This is a genomic window from Vibrio sp. OPT20 (assembly GCF_963889365.1).
Taxonomy (GTDB): Bacteria; Pseudomonadota; Gammaproteobacteria; order Enterobacterales; family Vibrionaceae; genus Vibrio; species Vibrio splendidus.
In genome coordinates this window covers 135,251-158,440 of the sequence record NZ_CAWPOA010000101.1, presented here as the reverse complement: position 1 = coordinate 158,440, position 23,190 = coordinate 135,251, and the positions used below count along the sequence as shown (strand labels likewise).

Sequence of the window (23,190 nt, the reverse complement as noted above, 5' to 3'; positions counted from 1 at the left end):
CGACTCAGAACGTGCGTCGATATTTTAAGTCCAAGCTTGGCGAAGAGTTTAAATTTGACCGTGATTTTATGCAGTGGATGAACAATGCGACAGGATTGACTATGGGTGATGCCTTACAAGAGTGGGCGAAGCGTAACGATATAAAGTAACGGATTATCTTGTTGGTAAACTTATTTACCAGCTAACCAGTTCACAAAAATACCGCCGTAATCAACGGCGGTATTTTTTATTACGCTTATTGCATTATTCAGCTGAGAACTGAAAGCAGAGAGCCTAGTTAACGTGGGCTAATTCAACACTCTGCGTTTCATTAGCGACTTTCCAATCGCCACCTAACGCTTTATACACTGCAATCGTGGTGTTGGCGGTTTGAAGCTTGGCGGCTACTTGGCGATCTTGCATCGCTTTTTGTTGTCTTTGTGCGTCTAACACCGACAAGTAATCGACTAGGCCCGCTTTGTATAGCGACTTTGCTTTGTTCACCGCATTATCAACGGCAAGGGTAGCTTCATCGATGCGCTTTTGGTTTTCTCGGCTACGGCCATAGGCAAACAAGCTTGAATCGACTTCTGCAAAGGCGCTGTCTACCGAGTGTTGGTAGTTAAGCGCTGCAGAACGGAACCTTGCTTCGTTCATTTCCACCATGGCTTCGCCTCGACCACCATCGAATACATTCCAACTGATGCCTGCAGATGCCGCCCAACCGAATGAATCGCTACTGAACAGATCATCAAAACTTCCGGCTGTAACTCCTGGCGTACCCGTTAGGAAGAATTTTGGGTAGCGATTGGCAATGCTTGCGCCGAGTTCTTCGTTAATGGCTGCCATTTCGCGTTCTGCAATTCGGATGTCTGGGCGTTGTTCTAACAAGTCAGAAGGTAAGCCTGTAGGAATCACATCGTTCATTCTCGGTAACGTAAATTCACCCGCTAAACGTTGGTTCACGCTCGTAAGTGATTCGCCTAACAACACTGCCATACGTTGTTTGTGAACTTGCTCTGCGATTTCAAGTTGAGGAACAATGGATTCAGTCGCGGCAAGCATGGCTTTGGCTTGAGCAAGATCTAACTCCGAGCCATAGCCGCTGCGAACAACTTTGGTGACCAGTTCTAAAGTCTGCTTTTGGTCGGAAATGTTCTCTAGTGCGATCGCTTTTCGCTCTTGAGCGCCACGATATTGCAGGTAGTTGTGAATAACATCGGCAGTGATCAAGGTATTCAAACCCGATTGGAATATCTCGGCTTGTTCTACTCGAATTGTTGCTGCGTTGGATTGCTTATCGATACGTCCAAACAAGTCCATTTCCCATGCGATGCTTGCACCTAAGAACCCACCATCGTGTTGCGCTTCCAGCAGCGACATCCCCGTTGCTGATTCAACCGCATCAGAGGCGCCAAATACCGGGCCGAGTAGGGAGTCGTTCTCACTCAGTTGGTAGTTGTAATAACCACCACCGACATTGATGGTCGGGACTTTGAATGATTCAACAACGCTTTTGTATGAGTTCGCCATGTTGATTCGCTCAGCGGCCAGTTTCAGCGGGATATTCTGGCTTTGAACATCAGCCACTAACTGATTGAGCGTTGGATCATTGAACTGTGTCCACCAATGATTGTGCTGTTCGTTTTGGCTCACTCCGTCTTGGTTCACATCACCTTGGCTATATAAGAAGGTCTCAGCCATGGTCGTTTGTGGTTCATCGTAATCAGGGCCAACCGCACAACCTGTCAGCAACAAGGCGAGAGCAATAGGAGCCACTTTAAACTTAGTTAATGGATACATGTTTATTGCTCCTTATTGAATGAGGTTGGAGTGCCGCTGTTTGTAGACTGAGGCGTTGCATCGAGCACAACTACTGCATCTTTAATGGCTTCGGCCACTGTCTTTTTTTCTTCAGTTCGATAGAAAAGCTTGTACAGCGCAGGCATTACAAATAGAGACAACACGGTTGCTGCAGCCAAACCACCGATAATGGTTGCCGCCATCTGGTCAAATAGCAGGTCACTAAGCAGCGGGATCATGCCAAGTGCTGTGGTGAGCGCACCCATTGAGATCGCCATTGTGCGGTTCACGGTTGCTTCTTTGATTGCATCAGACAGTGAGCGACCGTTTTTACGTTCAAGCTCGATTTGGTCCATCAATACAATGCCGTTCTTGATGATCATACCGGTCAAGGTTACCGCGCCAATCAATGCCATGAATCCGAATGGTTTATCCAACAGCAATAAGCTGAATGTTGCACCCGTCGCCGCAAGCGGTAGGGTGGTGAAGATGATGACTGGCTGTTTGAAGCCGTTAAACATCGCCACTAAGATAATCACCATCAACAGCATTGCTTTAGGCAGCTGCTTAAGAATATCGCTGACGGCTTTGTGCTCGTCGTAATATTCGCCGCCCCATTCCAAGTGGTAACCATGGGGAAGGTGGATGGATTCAATTTGTTCTTTAACCGAGTTTCTTACCGCTGCAGGTGTGGTGTGGCGACCAACGCCAGCTTGTGCTGTGATGGTTTTTACTCGGTCACGACGCCAAATCATGGTCTCTTCGCTTGTAAGCTCAAACCCGTCAATGACTTGACCTAGTGGAACGCTGTGGATGCCCAATAAAGAACGTACCGGCAAAGTTTCTAGCGATTGAATAGAGCTTTCTGTACCACGCAGTTGAATCGTCACCAGTTCGTCGTTTAAGTTCATACGACCCAGCGGCATGCCTTCTGACGCGCGTTTCATCGCGAATGCAATATCTGCACGGTTAATGCCTGCAAGACGCATCTTGTCTTGGTTGATGACAGGTTCTAGCACTTTGCTCTTTTGACGCCAGTCGTCACGCACGTACTTGGTGTCTGGGTGTCGAGCAAAGATAGCTTTCGCTTGTTCAGATAAGCCGTGCAGTACCTCGATATCTGGGCCTGAAAAACGCGCTTCAACACTGAATTTATCCGAAGTCGCAAGCTTTAAGCTTCTAAAGCGAGGATCGGCGTTTGGAAACTCTTCCATTAACCATTTGTCGCCACGCGCAATCAGCGGGCTGAGTGAAGGGAAATCGGTCGCGTTAATCAAGATCTGACCATAAGCAGGATCAAACGGTTCTGGCTCAATGGTTACTGAGAAACGAGGAGCACCCGCGCCAACGTATGTTGAGATACTGTCGACTTCCGGCTGTTCTAACAACCACTGTTCGATGCGCTTCATGTCCTCTGAGGTTTGTTCAACCTTGGCACCATTCGGTAGCCAGTAATCTAGAAACAGGATGGGCCTGTCGGCTTGTGGAATGAAGTTAACCGCGATGCTCGGCACAGCCAATGCCGTCACTAATATCAACGGAATAAGCCCCATCAGTGCTTTGAGTGGGTTATCTACCGTCCAGTTTACACTCTTACGGTATAAGCTCACTTTGGTGTTGTCAGCTTGCTTGGTTGGCTTGATGAAGAACCAACACATCAAGGCCGTGAAAGTCATCGCGACGAGCCAAGACAATAACAGTGAAGAGGCGATGATAAGGAATACCGAGCTTGCGAACTCAGCCGCATCGGTTTTTGAAAAAATAACAGGGCTTGCACCCATGATAGCGATAACTGTCGCGCCAAAGAGCGGTGTTGCAGTCTCTTTAACAGAATCAATTGCGGCTTTGGTTCGGTCGATGCCTTTGTTGATTTTCACAATCATCATATCGGTGATGACAATGGCATTATCAACCAACATACCAAGCGCAAGAATGAACGTACCTAGCGAAACTCGGTGTAAATCGATTGAAGCGATGTTCATGTAGATAAGTGTCAGCAAGATAGTCAGCAGTAAGCTTGAGCCGACGATGGTAGCGCTTTTTAGTCCCATGAATATAGACAGGACGATGAATACAATCGCGACACTCTCTAGCAAGTTACTTACGAAGTTGTCGATCGATTTCTGAACTTCTTCCGGCTGGTTAGCAACTGTCGCGATATCAACACCTAACGGCAGGGTTGCTTGAAAATCGCTGACGATTTGATTGATTTCATCACCAAGTGATACCACGTTTACGCCGGTGACTGGGCTCATCGCTAATGTGACTGCAGGTACGCCGTTGTAGCGGTTCTCAGTCATCATTGGCTCTTGGTAGCCCATTGTGACGTCTGCAATATCGCCTAAGCGGATTAAGCTGGTTCCTAATTCACTCACGCCGCCTTTGATCATCAGGTTTTTGATGTCGTCTAATGAACCAAACTCACTCGACTGTTGAACTCGGATTCGTTCAGTTCCTGCTGAAAACTTACCGGCATCGAAGGCCATGTTTTGCGTATTCAGCTGCGACCAAACTTGTGTGATAGATAAACCGTATTGCGCCAATCTTTCATCTGGAATGTCGATGTGAACAACACGTGGCTGAACACCGTGTAACTCAATCTTCTTAATGCCATCGACGGTTTTAATTCTGCGTTGGAGTTCTTCTGCGTAACGTCTTAGCTCAGCAGGCGAAGCATCCTTACTGTGGATAGAGAAAAGCATGCCGTAGACTTCAGAAAACTCGTCTTGTACTACACTGATCTGCGCCGTCGAAGGCAATAACAGCTTCATGTCAGAGACTTTGCGACGCAATAAGTCCCACTCTTGAGGAAGTGCTTTTGAATTAAGAGATTCTTTGAGATCGACAAACACCATCGACATGCCAGGGCGAGACAGTGAACGAAGTCGGTTTAATGACCCCATCTCTTGCAGTTTAGTTTCGACGGTATCAGTAACTTGCTGTTCCACTTCTTCCGCAGAAGCACCGGGGTAGAGCGTTACTACGACGGCCGTTTTGATGGTGAAGCTTGGATCTTCGAGCTTGCCAAGATCAAAGTAAGAAAACAGGCCTGCGATAACACTCAATGCAGTGAAAAACAGGATGAAGGTGCGTTGTTTGATCGCAAAATCAGCTAGATTCATCATGATTTACCTACAGGCTCTTAACTTGAATATCAGAGAAGTGTTGGCCTTCCATGACGTACTGAGCACCACTTACCACGACGAAATCGCCATCGTTGAGCGTTGATTCAACACACACGGTATTTTGAGACATTGAAACCACGTCTACAGTTACGCCATGAGCTTGCTCGTTCTTAACCGTGAACACTTGCTCGATGCCAGATTGATTCACCAACGCTGAATACGGTAAACAGAAATTGTTGCTAGCTTCGCCAAGTTGAGTTGTCAGAGTGACGGCTTTACCCGGTAACACTGACTTGCCGGTTGTTTCTACATGGTAGGTAACCGCGTAGGTCTGTTTGATAAGGTGAGGTGACGTGGCAATTTCAGCGGCGTACCCAATCAGCTTTTCCTCTGAGCCATACCAATTGATAACAGCGGTTTGATTCGGTTGGAACTCATGAATCAAGTTCTCTGGGACTTGGATTTTAACTTCAAGCTGATCAGGGTTGTGGATGGTGAAAACCGAAATGCCCGGCAGAACTTGTTCAAACTGATCGAAGTTCGATGCCGCTACAACGCCGTCGAAGGGTGCGAGCAGTTGGGTATAACGAATCGAATCTTTCGCACGGCGTATGTTCTGTTCTACGACTTTAACCGCCGCTTCACTTCGTTCATAACCGCTGATTGCACGGTCTAGATTAACATCGGCAATCGCATTATCAGCGATGGCTTGTTTTACTCGTACAAGTTCGGATTTCGCTAATTTGTGTGCAGATTTCGCTTCGAGTGCTCGTGCTTGTAACTCTTCTAACGCGACTTGATAATCATGAGGGTCTAACTGCGCAAGTGGTTGGCCTTTCTTTACTGAATCACCAACCGAGACCATCATTTTTTGAATAGTGCCAGGCACACGAAACGCGACGCCAGCGGTTTCTGATGACTGCAATTTGCCTGTGAACGATTTTTCAACTTGATGAGAGAGAGGCTCAAGTTGGATAACTTGAATCGGGCGCGTTTGTTTTTGAGCTATCGTCGCCTCAGAGTCATTACAACCAAACAGAGCGGTTAGGCTTAGTGCAATGACTGTGTGTTTGAAGATAGGTGTCTGCTGAAAGATAGACGAACGCTGCAAAACAGATGAATGTTGAGATATAGGCTTCATGGATTACTCCTGTCAATTTATGGAGTAATTCTATCTTTCAGTCTTGTTTAGATAATCTAGTCTGCACGTGAAACACTGTCACGTTATTCGTTACAATAACTATAGCTTTGGAAGTTCTTGTAATAAAAAATCAATCAAAAGCTGTGCTGAATGGCTTAACGCTTTACGCTGAGGATAGAGCAGCCATGCTTCTTCTTCTTGAAGATTCTCGTCGGGGAACAGGTTAATCAAGGTGCCGTCTTTGAGTTGCTGTCGTACCAAGAGTTCTGGTAACAACGCGATGCCTCTATGTCGAATTACACCGCCTTTCACGAACCCAATGCTGTCGCTGACGACCGAAGGCTCAACTTTGATGGTGTGATCTTTGATGTCCCATTGTTTATCGATGTCGCCACTTGGCCACCTGAAGCAAACAAATGGGTAATTGGAGAGCTCTCTTAGGTTTGAGGGCTTGCCTTGTTTCTCTAGAAATTCAGGGCTTGCGACAAAAATACGTTGGAGAACCATCACTTTACGAGCAACCACGTTAGCGTCGCTCAACGTACCACCATGCATAGCGAGGTCTAACCCTTGACGGTACATGTCGACAAAGCCGTTACTAATGTTGCGAATATCCAGCTCAACCATAGGGTACATATCTTGGAATTTAAAAAGAGTCGACTGCATGATGTCGCTGGTTTCAGGCAATAGACCAATCTTAATTTGCCCGTGGGCAATCTCTGAAAGGTTGGAAGCGACATGGTTCGCTTTGTCGAGCGCACTTAGCGCATTGAGCAGCTCTTTGTAATAGAGCTCGCCAGATTTGGTTAAGGAGAGGCTTCTTGTGGTTCTAAAGAACAGTTGAATGCCGAGAGACTTCTCAAGGTCGTTAATTCTACGGCTAACGTTAGCTCGGGGAAGGTCAAGTGCATTGGCTGCGGCAGTAAAACTACCCAGTTCGACAACGGTGGTAAACAGCTTAAGATCTGCGATTTTCATAACAACGGCATTTAATCGTTTTTAGAACAGTATGTTGGCATCGTATACCAATTGGATTTTAAAATCGAAGCGTTCTTGGGTTTGGCTTGTTTTAAGACAGTAAAAAGCCAGCTGACAAATCATTATCAAAGCTGGCTTTGTGTTCGCATGGGACAGACTGCTCTATTTTTCACCTTGGACTAGACAGCTTGTTCTTTCGCCTCACACCATATCAGTTTAACGACCTCGACCGTCGACCATCACAATGATAGTTTTAGAAATGATGCTGAGATCTGCGGCAATCCAAGACTTCACCGAACATAGGCTTAATGCGTAACTGTGGTCAAAGCCCACTTTACGACGTACATCATCAATACAGGTGTCATAACCTTGATTCACTTGTGCAAGCCCCGTGATACCGGGCATTACGCCGTATGTACGGTCAGCAAAGTAAGGGATTTCGTTCTCTAGTTTGGTGTAAAAAGTAGGGCGTTCAGGGCGTGGACCAATTAGAGACATTTCACCTTTCAATACATTGAACAGTTGAGGGAGCTCATCAAGACGTGTCTTTCTCAAAAAGCGGCCAACGGGTGTGATTCGTGGATCATTCGCTGTAGCCCAAACTGCGCCAGAACGCGTTTCTGCATCTTCGTACATGCTACGGAACTTCATGATCTCAAAGATTGCCATTTTCTCTGGCGTAGATTTACCGACACGCAATTGGCGGTAGAAAATAGGGCCGCGAGATGTCAGTGCTATCGCCATCGCAATCAATGGAAATACTGGCGCTAGCAAAATCAAAGCAATTAGTGAGCTTACGAAATCAAACGTACGTTTAGCACGTGAGATTTTGTATTGGTATAAGTTTTGAGTAGATAGCTGTTCAATGTTCATCATAATAAGTCCTTAATGATTCGCTCGTGTCCAAGGTGAGTTTTCTAGTCCGATTAGGTAACGAATGCCACCAATGAAGTTGGCATAGTGTCCAACTATCAAATAAGAGATTAATGAAATAGGTTTGTTTACTAGACGCTTTGGCAAGATGCAGCCAAGTACGCCAATGGTATAAACGGCAACTTGAGCCCATAACAGTGCTTCAAATACCAAGTAGTTGCTAAGTAAGATTGAGCACACTAAGCACACAATCATTAAATATGGAGTGAGTAGGCGAAGTCCTTTTCCTGAGAAGAACGCAAACGCGATGCCTTTGAACTTGGGGCTGAACAAGCCAAACAATCGAATCGCTTGTTGCATGTTGCCCGCTGAAATACGAAGTCTTCTTTTGAAGTCTGTTTCTAGGTTCGATTCTTCTAGCTCCAGTGCCACCATTTGTGTTTCGTATTCTGCAATGTAACCTTGTTTAACAATTTGCATTGGTAAGATGAAATCATCATTAATAGTGTTTAGAGGCAGTAGTTCAAACAAATGGGTTCTAAACAAGTAGAACGCGCCATGAGAACCCAAGCTCGAACCTAATGAAGCCTCAGACTCTTTAACGGCGGTTTGATACTGCCAGTACGCGTTTTCACCTTCGTTGCCCGTTGGGCATAGTTGATACGTTGCGTTTACCACACCAACCTTGTCACTTTCAAAATGAGCGGCTGCAATAAGCAATGCATCCAATGAAATAAGGGCTGATACATCACTTAGTGCCGTGATATCGCTTTCTATATTGGTCACTTCTTCATTGATAACCGCAACTTTTCCTCGGTTGGTCTTGTGGTCATGTATCTCGAAATAGATATCGCTGCACATCGCTTCTTGAATCGTCATTTCGGCGATTTCTACCGTGTTATCAGTGCAGCCATCACAAGCAATAATCACTTGTAGCTTCTTTTTTGGGTAATCTAATGAAGCAAGGTTACGAACTTTATCGGCGATCCACTGCTCTTCGTTAAATGCTGGCACAAGAATGGTAATGGTGGGTAGTGTGCAATCTTGTTGTTCGTCTTTATAACAACGATGGCTCTCTTCAATTTGACGCGCCGGGTGACTTTTCGCATACCAACGCAGTAACAGTGGATAGGCAGCGTGATGGTAGACAATCAGCGCACCAGAGAATAAGCAAAGTCCTGCAAGCAACCAGTCGATCATGCGCAAACTCCTTTTGAGATATCGTTGTAAGAGGCAACCATTTTTACAATGTCGAAGTTGTCGAGTACGTAACGACGAGGTGACAAAAAGCGTTCATTTTGCTTTTCTAATAGCGCACTAGCTAACCCCACAATGCTGCCGTTTTTGACGAGGGCGCCGCTGACTGGACATAAGGTTTCATCGACAGCTCCTACATTCATCGCGACGGTAGGGATGTTGCACGCCTGAGCTTCTAGTGTAGAAAGTGGCAGCCCCTCATGACGAGAAGGTAGACAGAAGGTGTCTAACGCGCCGTAAAAGGAAGTCATGTCTTCAATTAGGCCAAGAAAGGTCACACGGTCGCTCAAATTCAAGCGGTCAGTGAGTTGTTCCAGTTGCTTGCGTTTTGAACCATCACCAGCCAATGCGACAACGGTGTTAGTAGGAAGTAAGGTAAGCGCTTTAATCAGTTGGTCTTGACCTTTCACGTGTTCTAAACGTCCCGCACAACCTACGATGTGTTTATCGGTTGGTAGATCGAGTGTTGCTCTCGCGTCTACTTTTGACATCGGTTTGAACTTCTCGCAATCCACACCGTTTTTAATCGTGATGATGTTGTTGTATGAAAAGGCAGAGCGCAGTTGGTTGTAAACACGGGTTGCATCGGCCACCAAAGTTGGCTGAGCGGCTTTAAGTGCTAATGCTTGTAGGCGACGACGTTTGTTATTTTTCAAATGCCAAGCATCATGCTCGGTATGAATTCGAGTAGGAACCCCTGATACACGGGCAGCGTAACCCGCGTAGAGCAGTGGGCCAATGTGATGGGTATGAACAACATCAGGGCGAATTCCTCTAAATGCTTTGATGAGTTTTATGATGATGTTGAATTGAACACCGGGCTCTTTATCTAAAAACACGATTTGGTTGTGGTAAGGCTTCAGCTTCGGCCAGTTTGCGATTGATTCTGCTTTTGTGCCTTCTAAACTGACGATCAACACTTGGTCTGTTGGTTTAGCAAGGCGCAGCAAATCTAACGTTAGGGTTTCTAATCCGCCTGGGGCAAGGTGTTGAACAACGTGTATGATCTTCTTGCCATGCTTTGTTATCTGGTTATTCATAATTTGGACCCTGCCTTTATAATTCTTGTTTCGCTTTTCTGACGTTTCTCTTGAAGTAACTTCTTTAAAACGTTTGACTACACAAGGAGATTGCAGGAGTTGTGCCAATTAAATAATTATTATATTTCAGTGGCTTATGACGAGTGGTTCGAGGGCGATTTTCGTTTCTCAAAATGGGAATCAAAACAGGATACGAGTGAAGGGCTATTTGAATCGTGGTGCTTGGGGAAATTGAAAGTGGGATTAATAATTGGGGCTTTATAAAAGCAAAACGCCAACCGAGTGTTGGCGTTTAGTACTTGGAAACTAGAGAGCCAGGAAGCACGAAGCTAGGAAACTAGAAAGCTAAGAAGCTAGCAAGTTAAAAATGGCTTTGAGGCTGACTAGCTCATTTTAGGGATCACCGTTATCACAGGGACACCCAAGATATCTTCGATTTCGTCTTTGCGTTTGATTGAAGAGTCAAACAGCTCGAACAATACCGCTAAACCAATACCCAATCCAATACCCGCAACAAACCCAGCCAAGATAAAGATAAAAGTCGGCATGTTAGATTTCATGCTAGGCGTGAAGGGCAAATCGATAATCTTCACACGTTTGTTTTGCTCGAATACGCCAAGTGAACCTGTTAGCTGAGCCATTTCATAACGCTCTGTCAGTTCATCGTATAGCTGACGCTTGATTTCAACTTGGCGTTTAAGGCGATACATCTCTTTTGCATTTTCACCGAAGTTATTCGCCTTGTGTTCTAATTCGAAAATCATAGTACGAAGGCTTTTCGTTTCTTCAGTTAAAGACTCAAAGCGAGCACGAACAAGTTGTAAACTGTGTAGTTGGGTGACTAAAAGAGGTTGGGTATCCGACAGTTTGTTCAGTGTCGTGCTACTTGCAATGTCCCAAAGCTGGTCGCTGTTCATCGTAGGTTGAGTTACATCGAGTAAACTCTTTCTCTCATTTTCAAGTCTATCTAGTTCACGAACTTTAGCTTGTACGGCACTGTGTTTGTTTGTGTATTTGGCTTGAAGTAGAGTCAGTTCACTACGAATGTCGATGATCTGATCTTCTATTCGACCTATCACGGGGTTGGTTTTTGAAAGCTGTTGATCGATTGACCCTAAGCTTTTTTCAACACCGGATAACTCGGCTTCTTTTTCCGCCAGTGTTTGTTTGAGTGAAGCTAAGCGATTCAAACTTTGGCTCTGTACCTCAGGCGTCGAATGAACATTCTCATTCATGTATAAGGCAAGGGCTTCTTCTGCTACTTCAAGTTCAGCACTGCGCTTATCTATATGAATCTTCAAGAAGTTGCTCGAGTCTTCAATCGAAGAACGTTCTGGTGCTAACAGTTGCTCAATAAAATGTTCACTTACCGAACGAAGCGTCGCTTCCATTCCATCTGGTGTGTTTGAGCTTAAGCTAATTTTTAGAAAATCTTTTCCAAGCTGAGTCACCGTGAGACGTTGAGATAGGTCAGTAATGATCTCTTGTTTCTCAATTTCAGGCATATCGGGTGTGGTTAATTGCAGTTCATCAGCGACTGAATAAAGAACATGTCGACTATGAAGTAGTGTTCTCAACGCGTTAAGGCGGTCTTTGAGCATGGTAGAAACGGCGATGTCTTCCAAGAATGGATTCATTTTGGCCGTTTCTTGAATCAACATACTGGTATGCGCGTCATATTTAGTCGGAGCCAACTTGCTCACACCAAAACCTACAAAGGGCAAAATAAGGATTGGTAGAACAATAACGTAGCGTTGGCGCCACATGGCATTGATGATGACTAATAACCGCAATTTCAGATTATTCATAATAGCTCCAACATCCAATGTACGAAGTTACCACGGTTCTGCCAGCTGTCTTTAGAGACAACAGAGACTGGCGAGTTTTCAAGGTGACGGCTTTGCTCGAGAGCTTCGACCATCTGTTGTGCATTTTCAACGGACGTAACGTGGTTCTTATAAGGAACCATTGCAGGAAAAGGGGTGGTCACGATAGGAGTTCCCGCGGCAAGGTATTCCATCAGCTTTAATGGACTGCATGCTCGGATCTGTTCGTTATCAACGAAAGGTAATAGGCTCACATCCCAGTGTTGTGAATAGCTTGGCAACGTGTGATGTGGGCGAGGCCCCAAGTAATGAACATTATCGAGGTTAGGCAACGACAATGTATCAAGCTCATTAGGGCCGATGAATACAAAGTCCCATTCCGGCATTGCTGTCGCCACATGTTTGACCATGTCGTAATCCAGCCATTGAGATAAGCTGCCGTAAAAGCCTGCAATCGGGCGGTGGTTGCTTGGCAAGTCGTGTGCTCTTGGAACTGGTGTAGAAAATAGCCCGACATCGACACCATGTGGTAAGAGTTGAGCTTTCTCATTAGGGAATTTGTCCATAAGCTTTTCACTAGCAGCGAAGACCAGATCTGATTTTTCAATCAATTCCAATTCATGCTGTGCGACAGTTTTGTGGTCAACGCCCGCGAGCGCGCTAAAGTCATCCCCGCAGTAATAAACAACCGCTGACTCGCCTAAGTGTCCGCATAAATCAACAGCGGTAGGAAGGGAAGTCCATAGGATAGGCTCGTTAAGATTAAGCTCCGCAATAACCGGTTTTAGTTGGTGCAACATCATTTGCTGAGCCAGCTTTCTAGAAAACTTTGAAGCAGGCGCAGGGATTGTCTTTAAGTTAACGATAGTAATGTTGTCGTGCCCCTCAGAGTCGAGCATGTTTTGAGTAACGGCCTTGGTTTTACCAAACAACTTGTTGAACGCTCGGCTTACATCTTTGGCGGACAGCTTCGGTTGTCTTAAGCCAATAGAGTTGACCCATAAGACTTTGTGTTGCTTAGCAAGGTGGCGAATTAAATGTTGAGTCGATGAAGGTAGGCCACCAAAGTCTTCACCAAATACGATTAAATCACGCATGGTCGCCTCCATGAGTCTCTAACGAGTCGAATACATCGGATTCTGTCACTTCAACGGATTTAATCTGACCGACAACTCGAGCAGGGTTACCGCCTGCGATTGCGAAGGCAGGGATGTTCTTTGTTACCACGCTGCCTGCGGCTATTACGGCACCTTCGCCGATGGTTACGCCACCTTTAACGGTAACATTGGTGCCTAGCCATACATCTTGTTCAAGAATGATGTCGCCGATTTGCTGAGGGTCATCGCCTTCACCTAGTGCTCGACGTTTTGCATCAAGCGGGTGTCCAGAGTATCCAAACAGGAAAGCGCCGCCAGCGATGCGTACGTTGTCAGAAATAACGACTTTACCGCCAACAGCGATGGTCGATTGCCAACCGATGTCTACATTGTTGCCAATCGACAGTAGTGGGTGTTCCAAGCCTTCAAGTGGTTGGGTACAACCAGAGAATGTAGTGTGGCCAGAGATACGGCAGTTATCGCCAATCGTAATTTGTACCGGACCGCTCACGAAAGGGAGGCCACCGTATAAATACAGGCGTTTGCCACATTGAGCGACACGACCTTTGAAAGCCGGAGTCCAGTAGAAGAATCGCGTAAAGCCAGAAACAAAATTCACCACTAGCTTGTGCGCTTGATATAGGCAGCGATTAAGTACTTGAGGGGTAGGTAGCTCTGCGCTTCTGATGTCTTTCAAAATGAAAAACACATTTCTAATTCGAGAATTAGGGTGAAACTTAAGCCAATGTTTGAATTGATGTATAGATACTGACGTCATAATGAAAATCCTCTTTTTTGTTATATAGAAGTACTTTCATATATTGTGCCATTTAATAAGTTGATTATTTTCAATGTGTTACAAATTTACTTTTAGATTTTCTCATTTTGACAGGCAGTATGAGATACATTCGCAACAGCAACAATCAATGCGGAAAGAATATAGATAGGCCAGTTGAAGCCTTGTGTTAGGAAGGTACCCGAGACGATGGTGCCAATTAACCCAGCATATACGGCGTAAGCCGCGGCATTGAGATTTGGGTCGATTGCGTTGGTCGTCTCTGAAAGCTGTTTGAGTGTCGAGCGTATTGTTTTGATAAGTGAGCCAATCAATATCAGAAAGATAATCAACCCTAGAAAGCCAGTTTCAGCGAGCACACCAAACCAAGTACTGTGAACGGCGTGATTCAGTCCGTCCCAGTGCGAACTATAAAAGAAGTAGTTCGAGAAGAAGTTGTTCAACCCTACGCCTGTCAGTGGATTCTCAACTGCCATTTTTACTGCCGCTTCCCATGCATAGATTCGGCCCATTGCAGATTCATCGATACCTTGTTCAGCGGCACCACCAGAAGATCTGTCTGAGATCCCAGCAACCAAGTAGAGCACTACGGCCACGACAGTTCCTACGGAGATTAAGAGAACTTTAGAGCGCACTAGTTTCCACGCAAAAATACCAATCACCGCAATACAACCCAGTAATCCGCCACGGCTTTGAGTGGCAATAATGGCGGCGAGCAGCAACAAACAGACTAACCCACTAATTAAACGTTTGGATCGTGAGATGCCAGTCGTGGTGGCTTGGCTTATCGTAAAGGCGAGTGGGAACATCAGTACCAGTGCTAGATCATTCGGGTCGCCTAACATAGAGCCAAAATCGCGGCCAATAGTCACGCGTGAGCCTTCAACAAGCCCAATACCATTTACTGAGTTATACACGGCAATAGAGCTGACTAAAGCGCCCGCGTAGATAATCGTCATCGCGGTTTTTGCGAGGTTTTCCGTGGTGTTTACTAGCCAAGTAATCGCAAGCGTCATCACGATGATTTTCCAATAAACGCCTTTGAATTCTGCAAGTGCTATGGGCCTGTTAGACGCGAAGATAATACCAATAAAAACCAATACCCAAAAAATGGCGAGCCAATTTAAACAAGGGTGCCAGAAGATTTTAAGCTCTTTGCTGATTAATACATGCCAGAGCAGAGCTGACAGAGCGCCTAATGAAAGCATCAGCGGTATTTTAAGCGAATAGAGTTGAGGTATGGCTTCGTGAATTCGGAAAAATGAAAAGACAACGAACAATAGGACTAGCCAGAATGTCTTGTTTAACACGAATAATCCGGCCAATGGCACAAGAGCGAGCGCAACAATAACAGCGGGATGCGGCACGAAGTACCAGACAATACCGAGCCCGACACACAAGGCGCTGATCGTGATGATGACTGGCAATCTATTGGCTTCAGGGTTGACCATTGTGACCTCTATTCGCAAATAAACTCTTAATGACTCGCTCGCAATCTTTTGAGACGTAGTTACACCTAATGTTAAATATTGCAAAGCGAGTGCCAGTTATGCATTTTGTTTAACTAACTGATTTACTGTTGGATTATTAAGTGAGGGCGTTGCCTTGAGGTGAGTTTTGTCATTTTGAGAATCAGTATAAGACTGACTAGAACGGCTAAGCTATCCAGCTAAAATAACCAGTTACCTATTAAGACGAGTATTAACGGTCGAGTTGATAGATTTCCAACAACTGCGGGACAACAGCTTGTGGCGAGTATTGGTCTTTCACGGTTTCTATCGCGTTACTCTTGAGAGAGTCACGTTGCTCGCTCGTCAATGACATCCACGAGGATAAATGCTGTTCTAGTACTAACGCTGTTTCTGAATCAGATTCTGAATTGGCGAGGTAGCCATTAACTTGGTGCACGATGAGCTTAGGCAAGTTACCAACTGAGGTAGCGAGAACGGGAATGCCGCGAATCATGGCTTCTAATGCCGCCATAGGTAAGCCTTCAAAGCGGGAAGGGATGATTAACAAATCGATTTGGCTCCAGACGTCGTCCATATTGGTCTGATGCCCATGAAAGGTAACATTATCAGGCTGCGATTTAGCTAAGACGTCCATTTCTGGTCCGTCACCAAAAAGCTCAAACCTAACATTAGGAAACTGTTTGGCTAATGCGACAAATCGATCAGGCGCTTTTTCATGGCTTAATCGGCCCACAAAACCAACATGGAATGGGCTTGATGAAGGGAGGGGGGTTAACCCGGTTGGGACTTTAACGAAGTTATTCAATTGATGGGTTTTACTCGGTACTTTCGCTTTAATCTTCTCACTGACCACGAGCGACTGATCAGAAAGAAAGCTGCTGTAACGATCGAGCCAGTCATAAAGCCATACTTTGCCTGTTGGGGTTTCACCTGCGTGATAAGTGGTGATTTGTTTGGTGTTGTTAAAACACGGTGGGAGCTTGATGAGTTTACTGACCAAACTGGCTTTGTAACCATGAGCATGGATAAGCCTTGGCTGATAATGTTGAACTGCACGTTTAAGCTGTGTCGCGCTATTGCCGCTTGAACCTGAACAGCATAAGGCTAAATCGGAGAGGTAACTAAAAGGGATGTTCAGCGTATTCAACTTTTCAACGATGATCGCTTCAGGATTAAACTGAGTCAAAAGAACGATTCGAACAGCATCTGAATACTGACCGCTTTCAGAAATCAGGCCTTGTGCTAATTCTAAAACATGCGTTTCTATACCTCCAAAAGTTTGGCTGTCGATCAACAGCCAAATTTCATGAAGGTTTACGTTGAGTGCACCTTGGCTAGGCTTGATTGCACTCATCTTCTGATTCCCAAGCCTGCTTCTTACGGTAAACGGTAGAAGGGCTAAGTTCTAACAACACAGCAGCGTTTAGCACATTCCCATCGCAATGATTGATCGCGTGTTGAATGGCTTCGCGCTCTATTTGCCACATTGGACGAATAGCACCTTCGCTTGTTGTAAATGTGGGCGTCATCGGGTCGTTGTTAGCGGGAACAACTGACGATTGCTCCAACTCTTCAGGAGTAATCGGTGGCAACTTAGTTTCGGGTGCTTCCACAACAACAGATTGGGGCGCCGCTACTCGAATTGGTGTCACTGATTTCGAGGTTGGAGCTGCGTCTATTTTATTAATCGGAGGCGGTAACATGTCTTTGGTCACGCTTGTTTCATTGTTCAACACCACGATGTTACGGATGATGTTTTGCAGCTGACGCACGTTGCCTGGCCACGCATAACGTTTAAGTAGATTCTGCGTTTCTTTGTCTATTGATTTGAACTTCTTCTTGTCTTGCTTCGCGTACAGCTTTAAGAAGTGATTACAAAGGGTGACAATGTCACCTCCTCGTTCACGAAGCGGTGGCATCTCGATAGGCACGACGTGAACACGATAGTAAAGGTCTTCTCTAAAACGTCCTTCTTCTACCTCAACCAGTGGGTCGCGGTTGGTCGCACAGATAATTCTGACATCAACTTTAATCTCGCGGTTGCCACCGAGTGGAGTAAACGTACCGGTTTGCAAAAATCTAAGGAGCTTCTTTTGCATCTCCAGTTCCATTTCACAAAGCTCATCGAGAAATAGGGTACCGCCATGCGCTTGCATTGCTGCACCTTTACGGTCGGCTGTTGCTCCGGTAAATGCACCTTTAACGTGACCAAAGATTTCACTCTCCATTAGGTCTCGAGGGATAGCACCACAGTTAATCGCAACGAAGGGCTTACCGTTACGTTGACTCTCTTGATGAATCGCTTCTGCACACACTTCTTTACCTGTACCACTTTCACCATTAATAAACACGCTGGCAGTGGTTGGCGCGACAGAATCAATGATCTTGTAAACCGCCTGCATAGGTAGGCAAGAGCCAATGAAATTATGAAAGCGGTCACGATCGAACTTGCTTTGCATGTCATCAACGAGGTTCTCTAGCTTAGCTCGTTTTAAATGCAAACGGACAGAGGTCTTAAGTCGATCGGCTTGAATTGGCTTTTCCAAGAAGTCTTCCGCACCGCGCTGGATGAGGTCTACAGCAATATTAACTGAGCCATGTGCTGTCGCGATGATGACGGCGGTCGGTATTTCGTTCGCACTTATCCAATCTAAGACTTCTTCGCCTGGCATGTCGGGCAGCTTAAGATCGAGAATAACAAGCTGTGGAGAGTGCCTTTCAATGAAGATCTTAGCTTCCGCGCCGGTTTCGACGTGGAAAATATCGTAGGGCTCGTCTTTTACGTACTGCTTGTAGAGTACGGCGAGTGAGGTGGAGTCTTCAACTAACAATACCTTAGGGCGCATTGTGTATTCCTTTTGAAACTTTATCCTAACCAATCAATAACATAGTGGTATGTATCCATCAATACGAGACTTGTGTATTTGTTATCTACCGCATGCAATCTCTTAAGAAACGATAGGTGTACTTTCTCGCGTTGTTGGTCACGCCGGAGTGCCTATTAATGGTGACTATATTGATAACGACTATGTTGAGTTTTTATCTGATACCGATACTGATACTGATACTAATGAGCATTCAGAGCTCGCTGAAACCAGCTTCTTTTCTTTCAAGCAAGGCTTTGATTGAACGCTCTGCGAGTTCTAGTAATTCGTCAACTTGTCGAAATGCCGCATCATGACTCTGTTCTAAACATTGCTTCTCTAAAGCGCGAGCCAACTCACCCAAAGGGCGATTACCTAATGATAAGGCCGTGCTGCCAAGAGTGTGGACCTCGAACTCAAGTGTTTGAGCGTCGTGCTGAGCGACAGCCTCTTTTATGGCGACCAAGCGTGTTTGTGATTCTTCGACATAATGGTCGATCAAGATTGGAATAATATCCGCACTTGTATCTCGAATCATTTGCTCTAGAACGCTTTCATCAACAAGCTCGCTAACTTCTTGTGAGTTTAGATGTGCAGCTGTGTCTGACGCTAAAGTGGAATTCATCAAACTAAGTCCTTTCGTTGAGCGTAATATCCGTGAGTACTAATAAGTTCTAGTCATTTTCTAGAATAATTTCAACTGGTTGCCGTACAAATAGAGCAATTAATTACCATCTCACTCATATTGTTACAGGGTTTGTGACAAGCCTAACGGACTGATTTAATTTTGTTTTCTCTTATGAAATATAAACTTAGGTGCCTATAAGCGTAAGGGCCGGTTGAGCTCAGGAGAAAACGAGGCCGATACAAATAAAAAAGACCACTGCAGTGAATTAACAACAGTGGTCTTAGAGCGGGTTAAGTAGTTTAGGCTAATCTAAATAGCTATATAACCAAAATAGCGATAACCCAAATACCTATAACGCAAATAACGATAATTTAAACAGCCGTGCTTTAAATAACGAAAAGTAGAACTACGAAGCTTTATCAATCTTTGGCTTTGGGTCGGCTTCTACTTCTTCCTCGCTACTTTCAGAGAAGATATCAGCAACGGCGCTTCTCTCTAATTCACCCTTCAGATTACCTTCTTCGTCGACAACTGGAAGGGAGTAGTCACAAGACATAGTGTCTGGAAGTACTTCTTCAATTACCGCATCAGGTAAAACAGCAGGTACCTCTTCGTAAATCTCATCGCTGAAGTCATGAACAGAGGCATCTTCAACCGCGTCTTGTAAGCTCTCTTGGGTCACTAAGCCTTGATAGCCTTCATCCGTTACGTGATAAGCGTAATCGTTTTTCAGCATCTTCATTTGTGCCAGAGCACCTTCAATCGTTTCTGAAGTGATTCGATAGAGAGGAGGCTGCATAACGGTTTCAACCGTCAATGCACGAGCACGGTTTACGTCTTTAACGAATGCTTCTACATAGTCATCGGCAGGATTTAGCAGAATCTCATGTGGCGTACCTTGTTGTACCAACTCGCCATCTTTCAAAATTGCGATTCGATCGCCGAGACGGAGTGCTTCATCCAAATCGTGGGTGATGAAAACAATCGTCTTATGAAGCTTTTCTTGCAGTTCAATGAGCTGATCTTGCATTTCACTTCGAATCAAAGGGTCGAGTGCCGAAAAGGCTTCATCCATTAATAAGATTTCAGCGTTAGTACACAGTGCTCGCGAAAGCCCAACACGTTGTTGTTGCCCGCCAGAAAGCTGGGCAGGGTACTGCTTGCCGTAACCTTTCAAACCCACCGTTTCTAACCATTCATTGGCTTTCGTTAAACGGTCTTCTTTTTTGATGCCTTGCACTTCCAACCCGTATGCAACGTTTTCTACCACGGTGCGATGAGGCATTAAGCCAAAGCGTTGGAATACCATCGACATTTTATGACGGCGGAACTCTTCTAATTGCTTGGTATTGAGGCTCATTACATCAATGCCTTCGACCATAATCTTACCCTGCGTTGGGTCAATTAAACGGTTGAAGTGGCGAATTAGAGTCGATTTACCCGAGCCGGAAAGCCCCATGATAACGAAGATTTCACCGCGGTTAATCTCGAGATTAATCTCTTTTAAACCGACGGTATGACCTGTGTCCGCAAGAATCTGATCTTTGTGTTCGCCGTTCTGAACTCGGTTCATAACAGACATAGGTTTCGGTCCAAACACTTTGTATAGACCACTAATTTCGATCAATGGTTTAGTCATGCTTGAGTCCTCCTAAATGCGCATTGGTTCTTCTTGCGTATGCCTGTGAAGCGCGGTCAAAAAGAATTGCGAGGGCAACAATGGCAAAACCGTTCATCAAGCCTAATGTGAAATATTGGTTGGTGATGGATTTAAGAACTGGTTGTCCTAGGCCTTTCACACCAATCATGGATGCGATAACAACCATAGACAGTGCCATCATAATGGTTTGGTTGATACCCGCCATGATCGTTGGCATTGCTAGAGGGAGTTGAACACCCCATAAGCGTTGTTTCTTGCTCGCACCAAAGGCGGTTGCTGCTTCAAGGACTTCTTTATCGACTAAGCGTATGCCTAGGTTGGTTAAACGAATCACAGGTGGGATAGCGTAGATAACCACGGCGATTAAACCTGGAATTTTACCGATGCCGAGTAACATCACCACTGGGATCAAGTAAACGAATGCCGGCATGGTTTGCATGATATCAAGCATCGGTGTAACGATAGATTGAGCTCGATTTGAACGAGCCATCGCAATACCAATCGGAATGCCTAAGAATATCGAAACCAAGGTACAAACAGTGATGATACTGAGCGTCCGCATGGTGTCTTCCCACATTCCAAAGTAACCAATAAGGAGCAGAGAAACGACACAACCTAAAGCCAGTTTCCAAGAACGACTCGCGGCGTAGACAAGGCTTGTACAAACGGCGAGGACAATAATCCAAGGGGTTGAGATAAGAAGTTTTTCAAACCAAACAAGGAATGAAAGAAGAGGGTCAAATAGAGATTCAATCATTTCACCGTATTCACGAGAGAATTCACGGTATGCGCCATCTAGCGTCTTTTTTATGGTTCGTAAATCAGCGCGTTCCATCTCTGGAAAGGTTGATAACCAATTGGTGTCAGCCATTTTATATCCTTATAGTTCGGAGCCACTTGTTCATGCGATGAGGTAATCGCCTATGAAAAGGGCTCCGAATCATGAATAACATCAAGTATAGCGACGTTATTTCCGTATTATTGAAGCTTAGTGCTTAGTGCTTAGTGCTTAGTGCTTAGTGCACAGTGCGTTTCGAAATATAGCTATCATTGAAATATAACGGCTATCGAAATGCTGCGATTAAAGCTCAGCTTCAACTTTCTTAGCGACTTCTTGAGAAACCCATGGGTGCCATACTTCTGGGAACTCACTCAAGAAATGCAGGCTCGCTTCTTCACCATCCGCTTGATTGTCTTCCATCCAAGCAAGCAGGGAGTTCATCTTATCGTTTGTGAAGCCACGTTTAGTGAAGTAGTCATAAGCTTCAGGTGCACGTGACGCAAAACTCTCAGTGGTGATAGTGTGAACGGGTGAAGGCGGGTACATGGTCGCTTTAGGTGAATCACAGTCTTCTTTGGTGGTACAAGTTAAGAACTCTTGTTCATTAACACCACTGCCAAAGTCAACTTTAACCATGTCGTATTTGCCTAGAACGGCAGTTGGCGCCCAGTAGTAACCAAACCAAGCTTCTTCGCGCTCATAAGCTTTTGCGATAGAGCCAGATAAGCCGGCACTCGAGCCTGGATCAACAATCGTGAAACCACTGTCTTCCAGCTCAAGAGCGTTAAACAAGTTTCCGGCGCTGATCTGACAGTTCCAGCCTGCTGGGCAACTGTAAAATGCTGATGTATCTGGGTCTTCAGGGTGCTTAAATAAGCTAGCGTTTTTACGTACACCTTCGATGGTTGCCATCTCTGGGTATTGTTTAACTAAGTAAGCTGGAACCCAAAAGCCTTCTTCACCACCATTCACAAGTGCTTTACCTGCGTAGCGAAGACGTTTTTCTTGGACACCCTTGTCCAATGCGTCTTTTAAGCTGTTGCTCCAAAGTTCAGGTGCAACATCAGGCTGGCCTTTTTCAATCATGGATGTGCCTGTTGGCATGGTGTCGCCAGGGATAAGTTCGGCATCACACCCATAACCATGTTCTAGGATGAATTGGTCGATATTGGCGATCAGTGTTGCAGAGTTCCAGTTCATATCTGCGATTGTTACGCTGCCACATTCTCCAGCGTTAGCATTACCGCTGGCTGCTGCTACTAACAAAAATACGGAGCTTAACTTGTATTTCATATTGAGTTTCCTTTCTCTTTAATAATACAACTAAGGTAACCAAGGTAAATTGATTATCTAAATTGCTCGATGGTGATCCTTTCCGTGTATTTGAACCATTTGAGCAGAAGGAGGGATGGGTGAAGTTTGAATAGATAAACGTGCAAAGTCAGTGAAGTGTGATTTGCCAATTCATCCACTGTGTTTCAACAGCCATCGGATAACTTTGTCAAACTATTACAAATTCGTCAAAAACCACCTCTATTTATAATCTTAGGGAATAATCGTACGAATTCCATCTTTGATGCGATTTACATGGCACTTTAACCGTCTGTGTCACATTACCGCTAAAGTTAGGCATGGGGCTGTTGATTTTTGAAGGGATTTAAAGGTGGTAAGACCATGGTTGACGTGTGTGAAATGCGTTGAATGGTTTTTAAAATCTTATTTTCAATAATAATTTCGCCAAAAACACCCAATTTGGTTTTGGGGCATTTAGAGCTGTCGGGGGCTTGAAGTTTAATAGGATAGGTGGCTGTCATGGTATCAATGACAGCCATACAGTTGTACAAGAAACCTATAGTTGCACAAGAAAGCT

At 45.1% G+C, this 23,190-nt stretch carries 19 protein-coding genes; 1 reads left to right on the top strand and 18 read right to left on the bottom strand.

The features are described 5' to 3' along the window. Nucleotides 1-149 (top strand): DUF6434 domain-containing protein (locus AACR09_RS20685; RefSeq protein ID WP_228010812.1); only part of this gene is annotated, 149 nt, incomplete at its 5' end. Nucleotides 150-273: 124 nt separating this feature from the next. Here AACR09_RS20685 and AACR09_RS20680 read toward each other — a convergent pair. The 18 genes from AACR09_RS20680 to AACR09_RS20595 form a co-directional block, all read right to left on the bottom strand. Continuing rightward, nucleotides 274-1,782 (bottom strand): efflux transporter outer membrane subunit, encoded by a 1,509-nt coding sequence (locus AACR09_RS20680; protein WP_193835615.1) that lies wholly within the window; start codon nucleotides 1,780-1,782, stop codon nucleotides 274-276. Between the two features lie 2 nt (nucleotides 1,783-1,784). Further along, a complete protein-coding gene (locus AACR09_RS20675; protein WP_193835693.1) occupies nucleotides 1,785-4,904 on the bottom strand; it encodes an efflux RND transporter permease subunit in 3,120 nt (1,039 codons plus the stop codon). Nucleotides 4,905-4,914: 10 nt separating this feature from the next. Further along, nucleotides 4,915-6,048, bottom strand: coding sequence for an efflux RND transporter periplasmic adaptor subunit (locus AACR09_RS20670; protein ID WP_017091047.1), 1,134 nt, complete (start codon nucleotides 6,046-6,048; stop codon nucleotides 4,915-4,917). 99 nt (nucleotides 6,049-6,147) lie between these two features. Continuing rightward, nucleotides 6,148-7,026, bottom strand: a complete 879-nt coding sequence (locus tag AACR09_RS20665; RefSeq protein ID WP_102500487.1) for a LysR family transcriptional regulator — start codon at nucleotides 7,024-7,026, stop codon at nucleotides 6,148-6,150. A gap of 216 nt (nucleotides 7,027-7,242) precedes the next feature. Then, complete coding sequence (locus AACR09_RS20660; protein WP_017077278.1) at nucleotides 7,243-7,902, bottom strand: sugar transferase; 660 nt, start codon at nucleotides 7,900-7,902, stop codon at nucleotides 7,243-7,245. A 9-nt stretch (nucleotides 7,903-7,911) separates the two neighbouring features. After that, nucleotides 7,912-9,099, bottom strand: a complete 1,188-nt coding sequence (locus AACR09_RS20655; protein WP_102573093.1) for a glycosyltransferase family 2 protein — start codon at nucleotides 9,097-9,099, stop codon at nucleotides 7,912-7,914. Then, complete coding sequence (locus AACR09_RS20650) at nucleotides 9,096-10,196, bottom strand: glycosyltransferase (RefSeq protein ID WP_193835614.1); 1,101 nt, start codon at nucleotides 10,194-10,196, stop codon at nucleotides 9,096-9,098. The genes AACR09_RS20655 and AACR09_RS20650 overlap by 4 nt, the downstream gene beginning before the upstream one ends. A gap of 383 nt (nucleotides 10,197-10,579) precedes the next feature. After that, nucleotides 10,580-12,004 (bottom strand): GumC family protein, encoded by a 1,425-nt coding sequence (locus tag AACR09_RS20645; RefSeq protein WP_193835613.1) that lies wholly within the window; start codon nucleotides 12,002-12,004, stop codon nucleotides 10,580-10,582. After that, entirely contained in the window at nucleotides 12,001-13,119 is a 1,119-nt protein-coding gene (locus tag AACR09_RS20640; RefSeq protein WP_193835612.1) for a glycosyltransferase, read from the bottom strand. The genes AACR09_RS20645 and AACR09_RS20640 overlap by 4 nt, the downstream gene beginning before the upstream one ends. Further along, a complete protein-coding gene (locus AACR09_RS20635) occupies nucleotides 13,112-13,897 on the bottom strand; it encodes an acyltransferase (RefSeq protein WP_193835611.1) in 786 nt (261 codons plus the stop codon). Before AACR09_RS20635 ends, AACR09_RS20640 begins: the two co-directional genes overlap by 8 nt. A gap of 92 nt (nucleotides 13,898-13,989) precedes the next feature. Continuing rightward, complete coding sequence (locus AACR09_RS20630; RefSeq protein WP_102561943.1) at nucleotides 13,990-15,366, bottom strand: O-antigen ligase family protein; 1,377 nt, start codon at nucleotides 15,364-15,366, stop codon at nucleotides 13,990-13,992. 250 nt (nucleotides 15,367-15,616) lie between these two features. Next, on the bottom strand, nucleotides 15,617-16,741 hold the full coding sequence (locus AACR09_RS20625) for a glycosyltransferase family 4 protein (RefSeq protein ID WP_193835610.1): 1,125 nt from the start codon (nucleotides 16,739-16,741) through the stop codon (nucleotides 15,617-15,619). Continuing rightward, nucleotides 16,722-18,233 carry a sigma-54-dependent transcriptional regulator gene (locus AACR09_RS20620; RefSeq protein WP_193835609.1) on the bottom strand — a complete coding sequence of 504 codons (1,512 nt, stop codon included), beginning with the start codon at nucleotides 18,231-18,233 and terminating at the stop codon, nucleotides 16,722-16,724. The genes AACR09_RS20625 and AACR09_RS20620 overlap by 20 nt, the downstream gene beginning before the upstream one ends. A 232-nt stretch (nucleotides 18,234-18,465) precedes the next feature. Then, on the bottom strand, nucleotides 18,466-18,876 hold the full coding sequence (locus AACR09_RS20615; RefSeq protein WP_108111336.1) for an Hpt domain-containing protein: 411 nt from the start codon (nucleotides 18,874-18,876) through the stop codon (nucleotides 18,466-18,468). A 409-nt stretch (nucleotides 18,877-19,285) separates the two neighbouring features. Next, on the bottom strand, nucleotides 19,286-20,518 hold the full coding sequence (locus AACR09_RS20610; RefSeq protein WP_102556486.1) for a quaternary amine ABC transporter ATP-binding protein: 1,233 nt from the start codon (nucleotides 20,516-20,518) through the stop codon (nucleotides 19,286-19,288). Beyond that, nucleotides 20,511-21,410, bottom strand: a complete 900-nt coding sequence (locus tag AACR09_RS20605; protein ID WP_004733798.1) for an ABC transporter permease — start codon at nucleotides 21,408-21,410, stop codon at nucleotides 20,511-20,513. Before AACR09_RS20605 ends, AACR09_RS20610 begins: the two co-directional genes overlap by 8 nt. A 210-nt stretch (nucleotides 21,411-21,620) precedes the next feature. Further along, complete coding sequence (locus AACR09_RS20600) at nucleotides 21,621-22,613, bottom strand: ABC transporter substrate-binding protein (protein ID WP_004733797.1); 993 nt, start codon at nucleotides 22,611-22,613, stop codon at nucleotides 21,621-21,623. A 332-nt stretch (nucleotides 22,614-22,945) separates the two neighbouring features. After that, nucleotides 22,946-23,152 (bottom strand): hypothetical protein, encoded by a 207-nt coding sequence (locus AACR09_RS20595; protein WP_133151093.1) that lies wholly within the window; start codon nucleotides 23,150-23,152, stop codon nucleotides 22,946-22,948. Nucleotides 23,153-23,190 lie beyond the last annotated feature (38 nt).

What these genes read in the sequence shown, in the direction of transcription:
- AACR09_RS20625 (WP_193835610.1), bottom strand. Translation starts at nt 16,741, where the DNA reads ATGAGTGCAATCAAGCCTAGCCAAGGTGCACTCAACGTAAACCTTCAT.
- AACR09_RS20650 (WP_193835614.1), bottom strand. Translation starts at nt 10,196, where the DNA reads ATGAATAACCAGATAACAAAGCATGGCAAGAAGATCATACACGTTGTT.
- AACR09_RS20675 (WP_193835693.1), bottom strand. Translation starts at nt 4,904, where the DNA reads ATGAATCTAGCTGATTTTGCGATCAAACAACGCACCTTCATCCTGTTT.
- AACR09_RS20605 (WP_004733798.1), bottom strand. Translation starts at nt 21,410, where the DNA reads ATGGCTGACACCAATTGGTTATCAACCTTTCCAGAGATGGAACGCGCT.
- AACR09_RS20640 (WP_193835612.1), bottom strand. Translation starts at nt 13,119, where the DNA reads ATGCGTGATTTAATCGTATTTGGTGAAGACTTTGGTGGCCTACCTTCA.
- AACR09_RS20670 (WP_017091047.1), bottom strand. Translation starts at nt 6,048, where the DNA reads ATGAAGCCTATATCTCAACATTCATCTGTTTTGCAGCGTTCGTCTATC.
- AACR09_RS20635 (WP_193835611.1), bottom strand. Translation starts at nt 13,897, where the DNA reads ATGACGTCAGTATCTATACATCAATTCAAACATTGGCTTAAGTTTCAC.
- AACR09_RS20665 (WP_102500487.1), bottom strand. Translation starts at nt 7,026, where the DNA reads ATGAAAATCGCAGATCTTAAGCTGTTTACCACCGTTGTCGAACTGGGT.
- AACR09_RS20630 (WP_102561943.1), bottom strand. Translation starts at nt 15,366, where the DNA reads ATGGTCAACCCTGAAGCCAATAGATTGCCAGTCATCATCACGATCAGC.
- AACR09_RS20680 (WP_193835615.1), bottom strand. Translation starts at nt 1,782, where the DNA reads ATGTATCCATTAACTAAGTTTAAAGTGGCTCCTATTGCTCTCGCCTTG.
- AACR09_RS20595 (WP_133151093.1), bottom strand. Translation starts at nt 23,152, where the DNA reads ATGGCTGTCATTGATACCATGACAGCCACCTATCCTATTAAACTTCAA.
- AACR09_RS20660 (WP_017077278.1), bottom strand. Translation starts at nt 7,902, where the DNA reads ATGATGAACATTGAACAGCTATCTACTCAAAACTTATACCAATACAAA.
- AACR09_RS20615 (WP_108111336.1), bottom strand. Translation starts at nt 18,876, where the DNA reads ATGAATTCCACTTTAGCGTCAGACACAGCTGCACATCTAAACTCACAA.
- AACR09_RS20600 (WP_004733797.1), bottom strand. Translation starts at nt 22,613, where the DNA reads ATGAAATACAAGTTAAGCTCCGTATTTTTGTTAGTAGCAGCAGCCAGC.
- AACR09_RS20620 (WP_193835609.1), bottom strand. Translation starts at nt 18,233, where the DNA reads ATGCGCCCTAAGGTATTGTTAGTTGAAGACTCCACCTCACTCGCCGTA.
- AACR09_RS20645 (WP_193835613.1), bottom strand. Translation starts at nt 12,004, where the DNA reads ATGAATAATCTGAAATTGCGGTTATTAGTCATCATCAATGCCATGTGG.
- AACR09_RS20610 (WP_102556486.1), bottom strand. Translation starts at nt 20,518, where the DNA reads ATGACTAAACCATTGATCGAAATTAGTGGTCTATACAAAGTGTTTGGA.
- AACR09_RS20655 (WP_102573093.1), bottom strand. Translation starts at nt 9,099, where the DNA reads ATGATCGACTGGTTGCTTGCAGGACTTTGCTTATTCTCTGGTGCGCTG.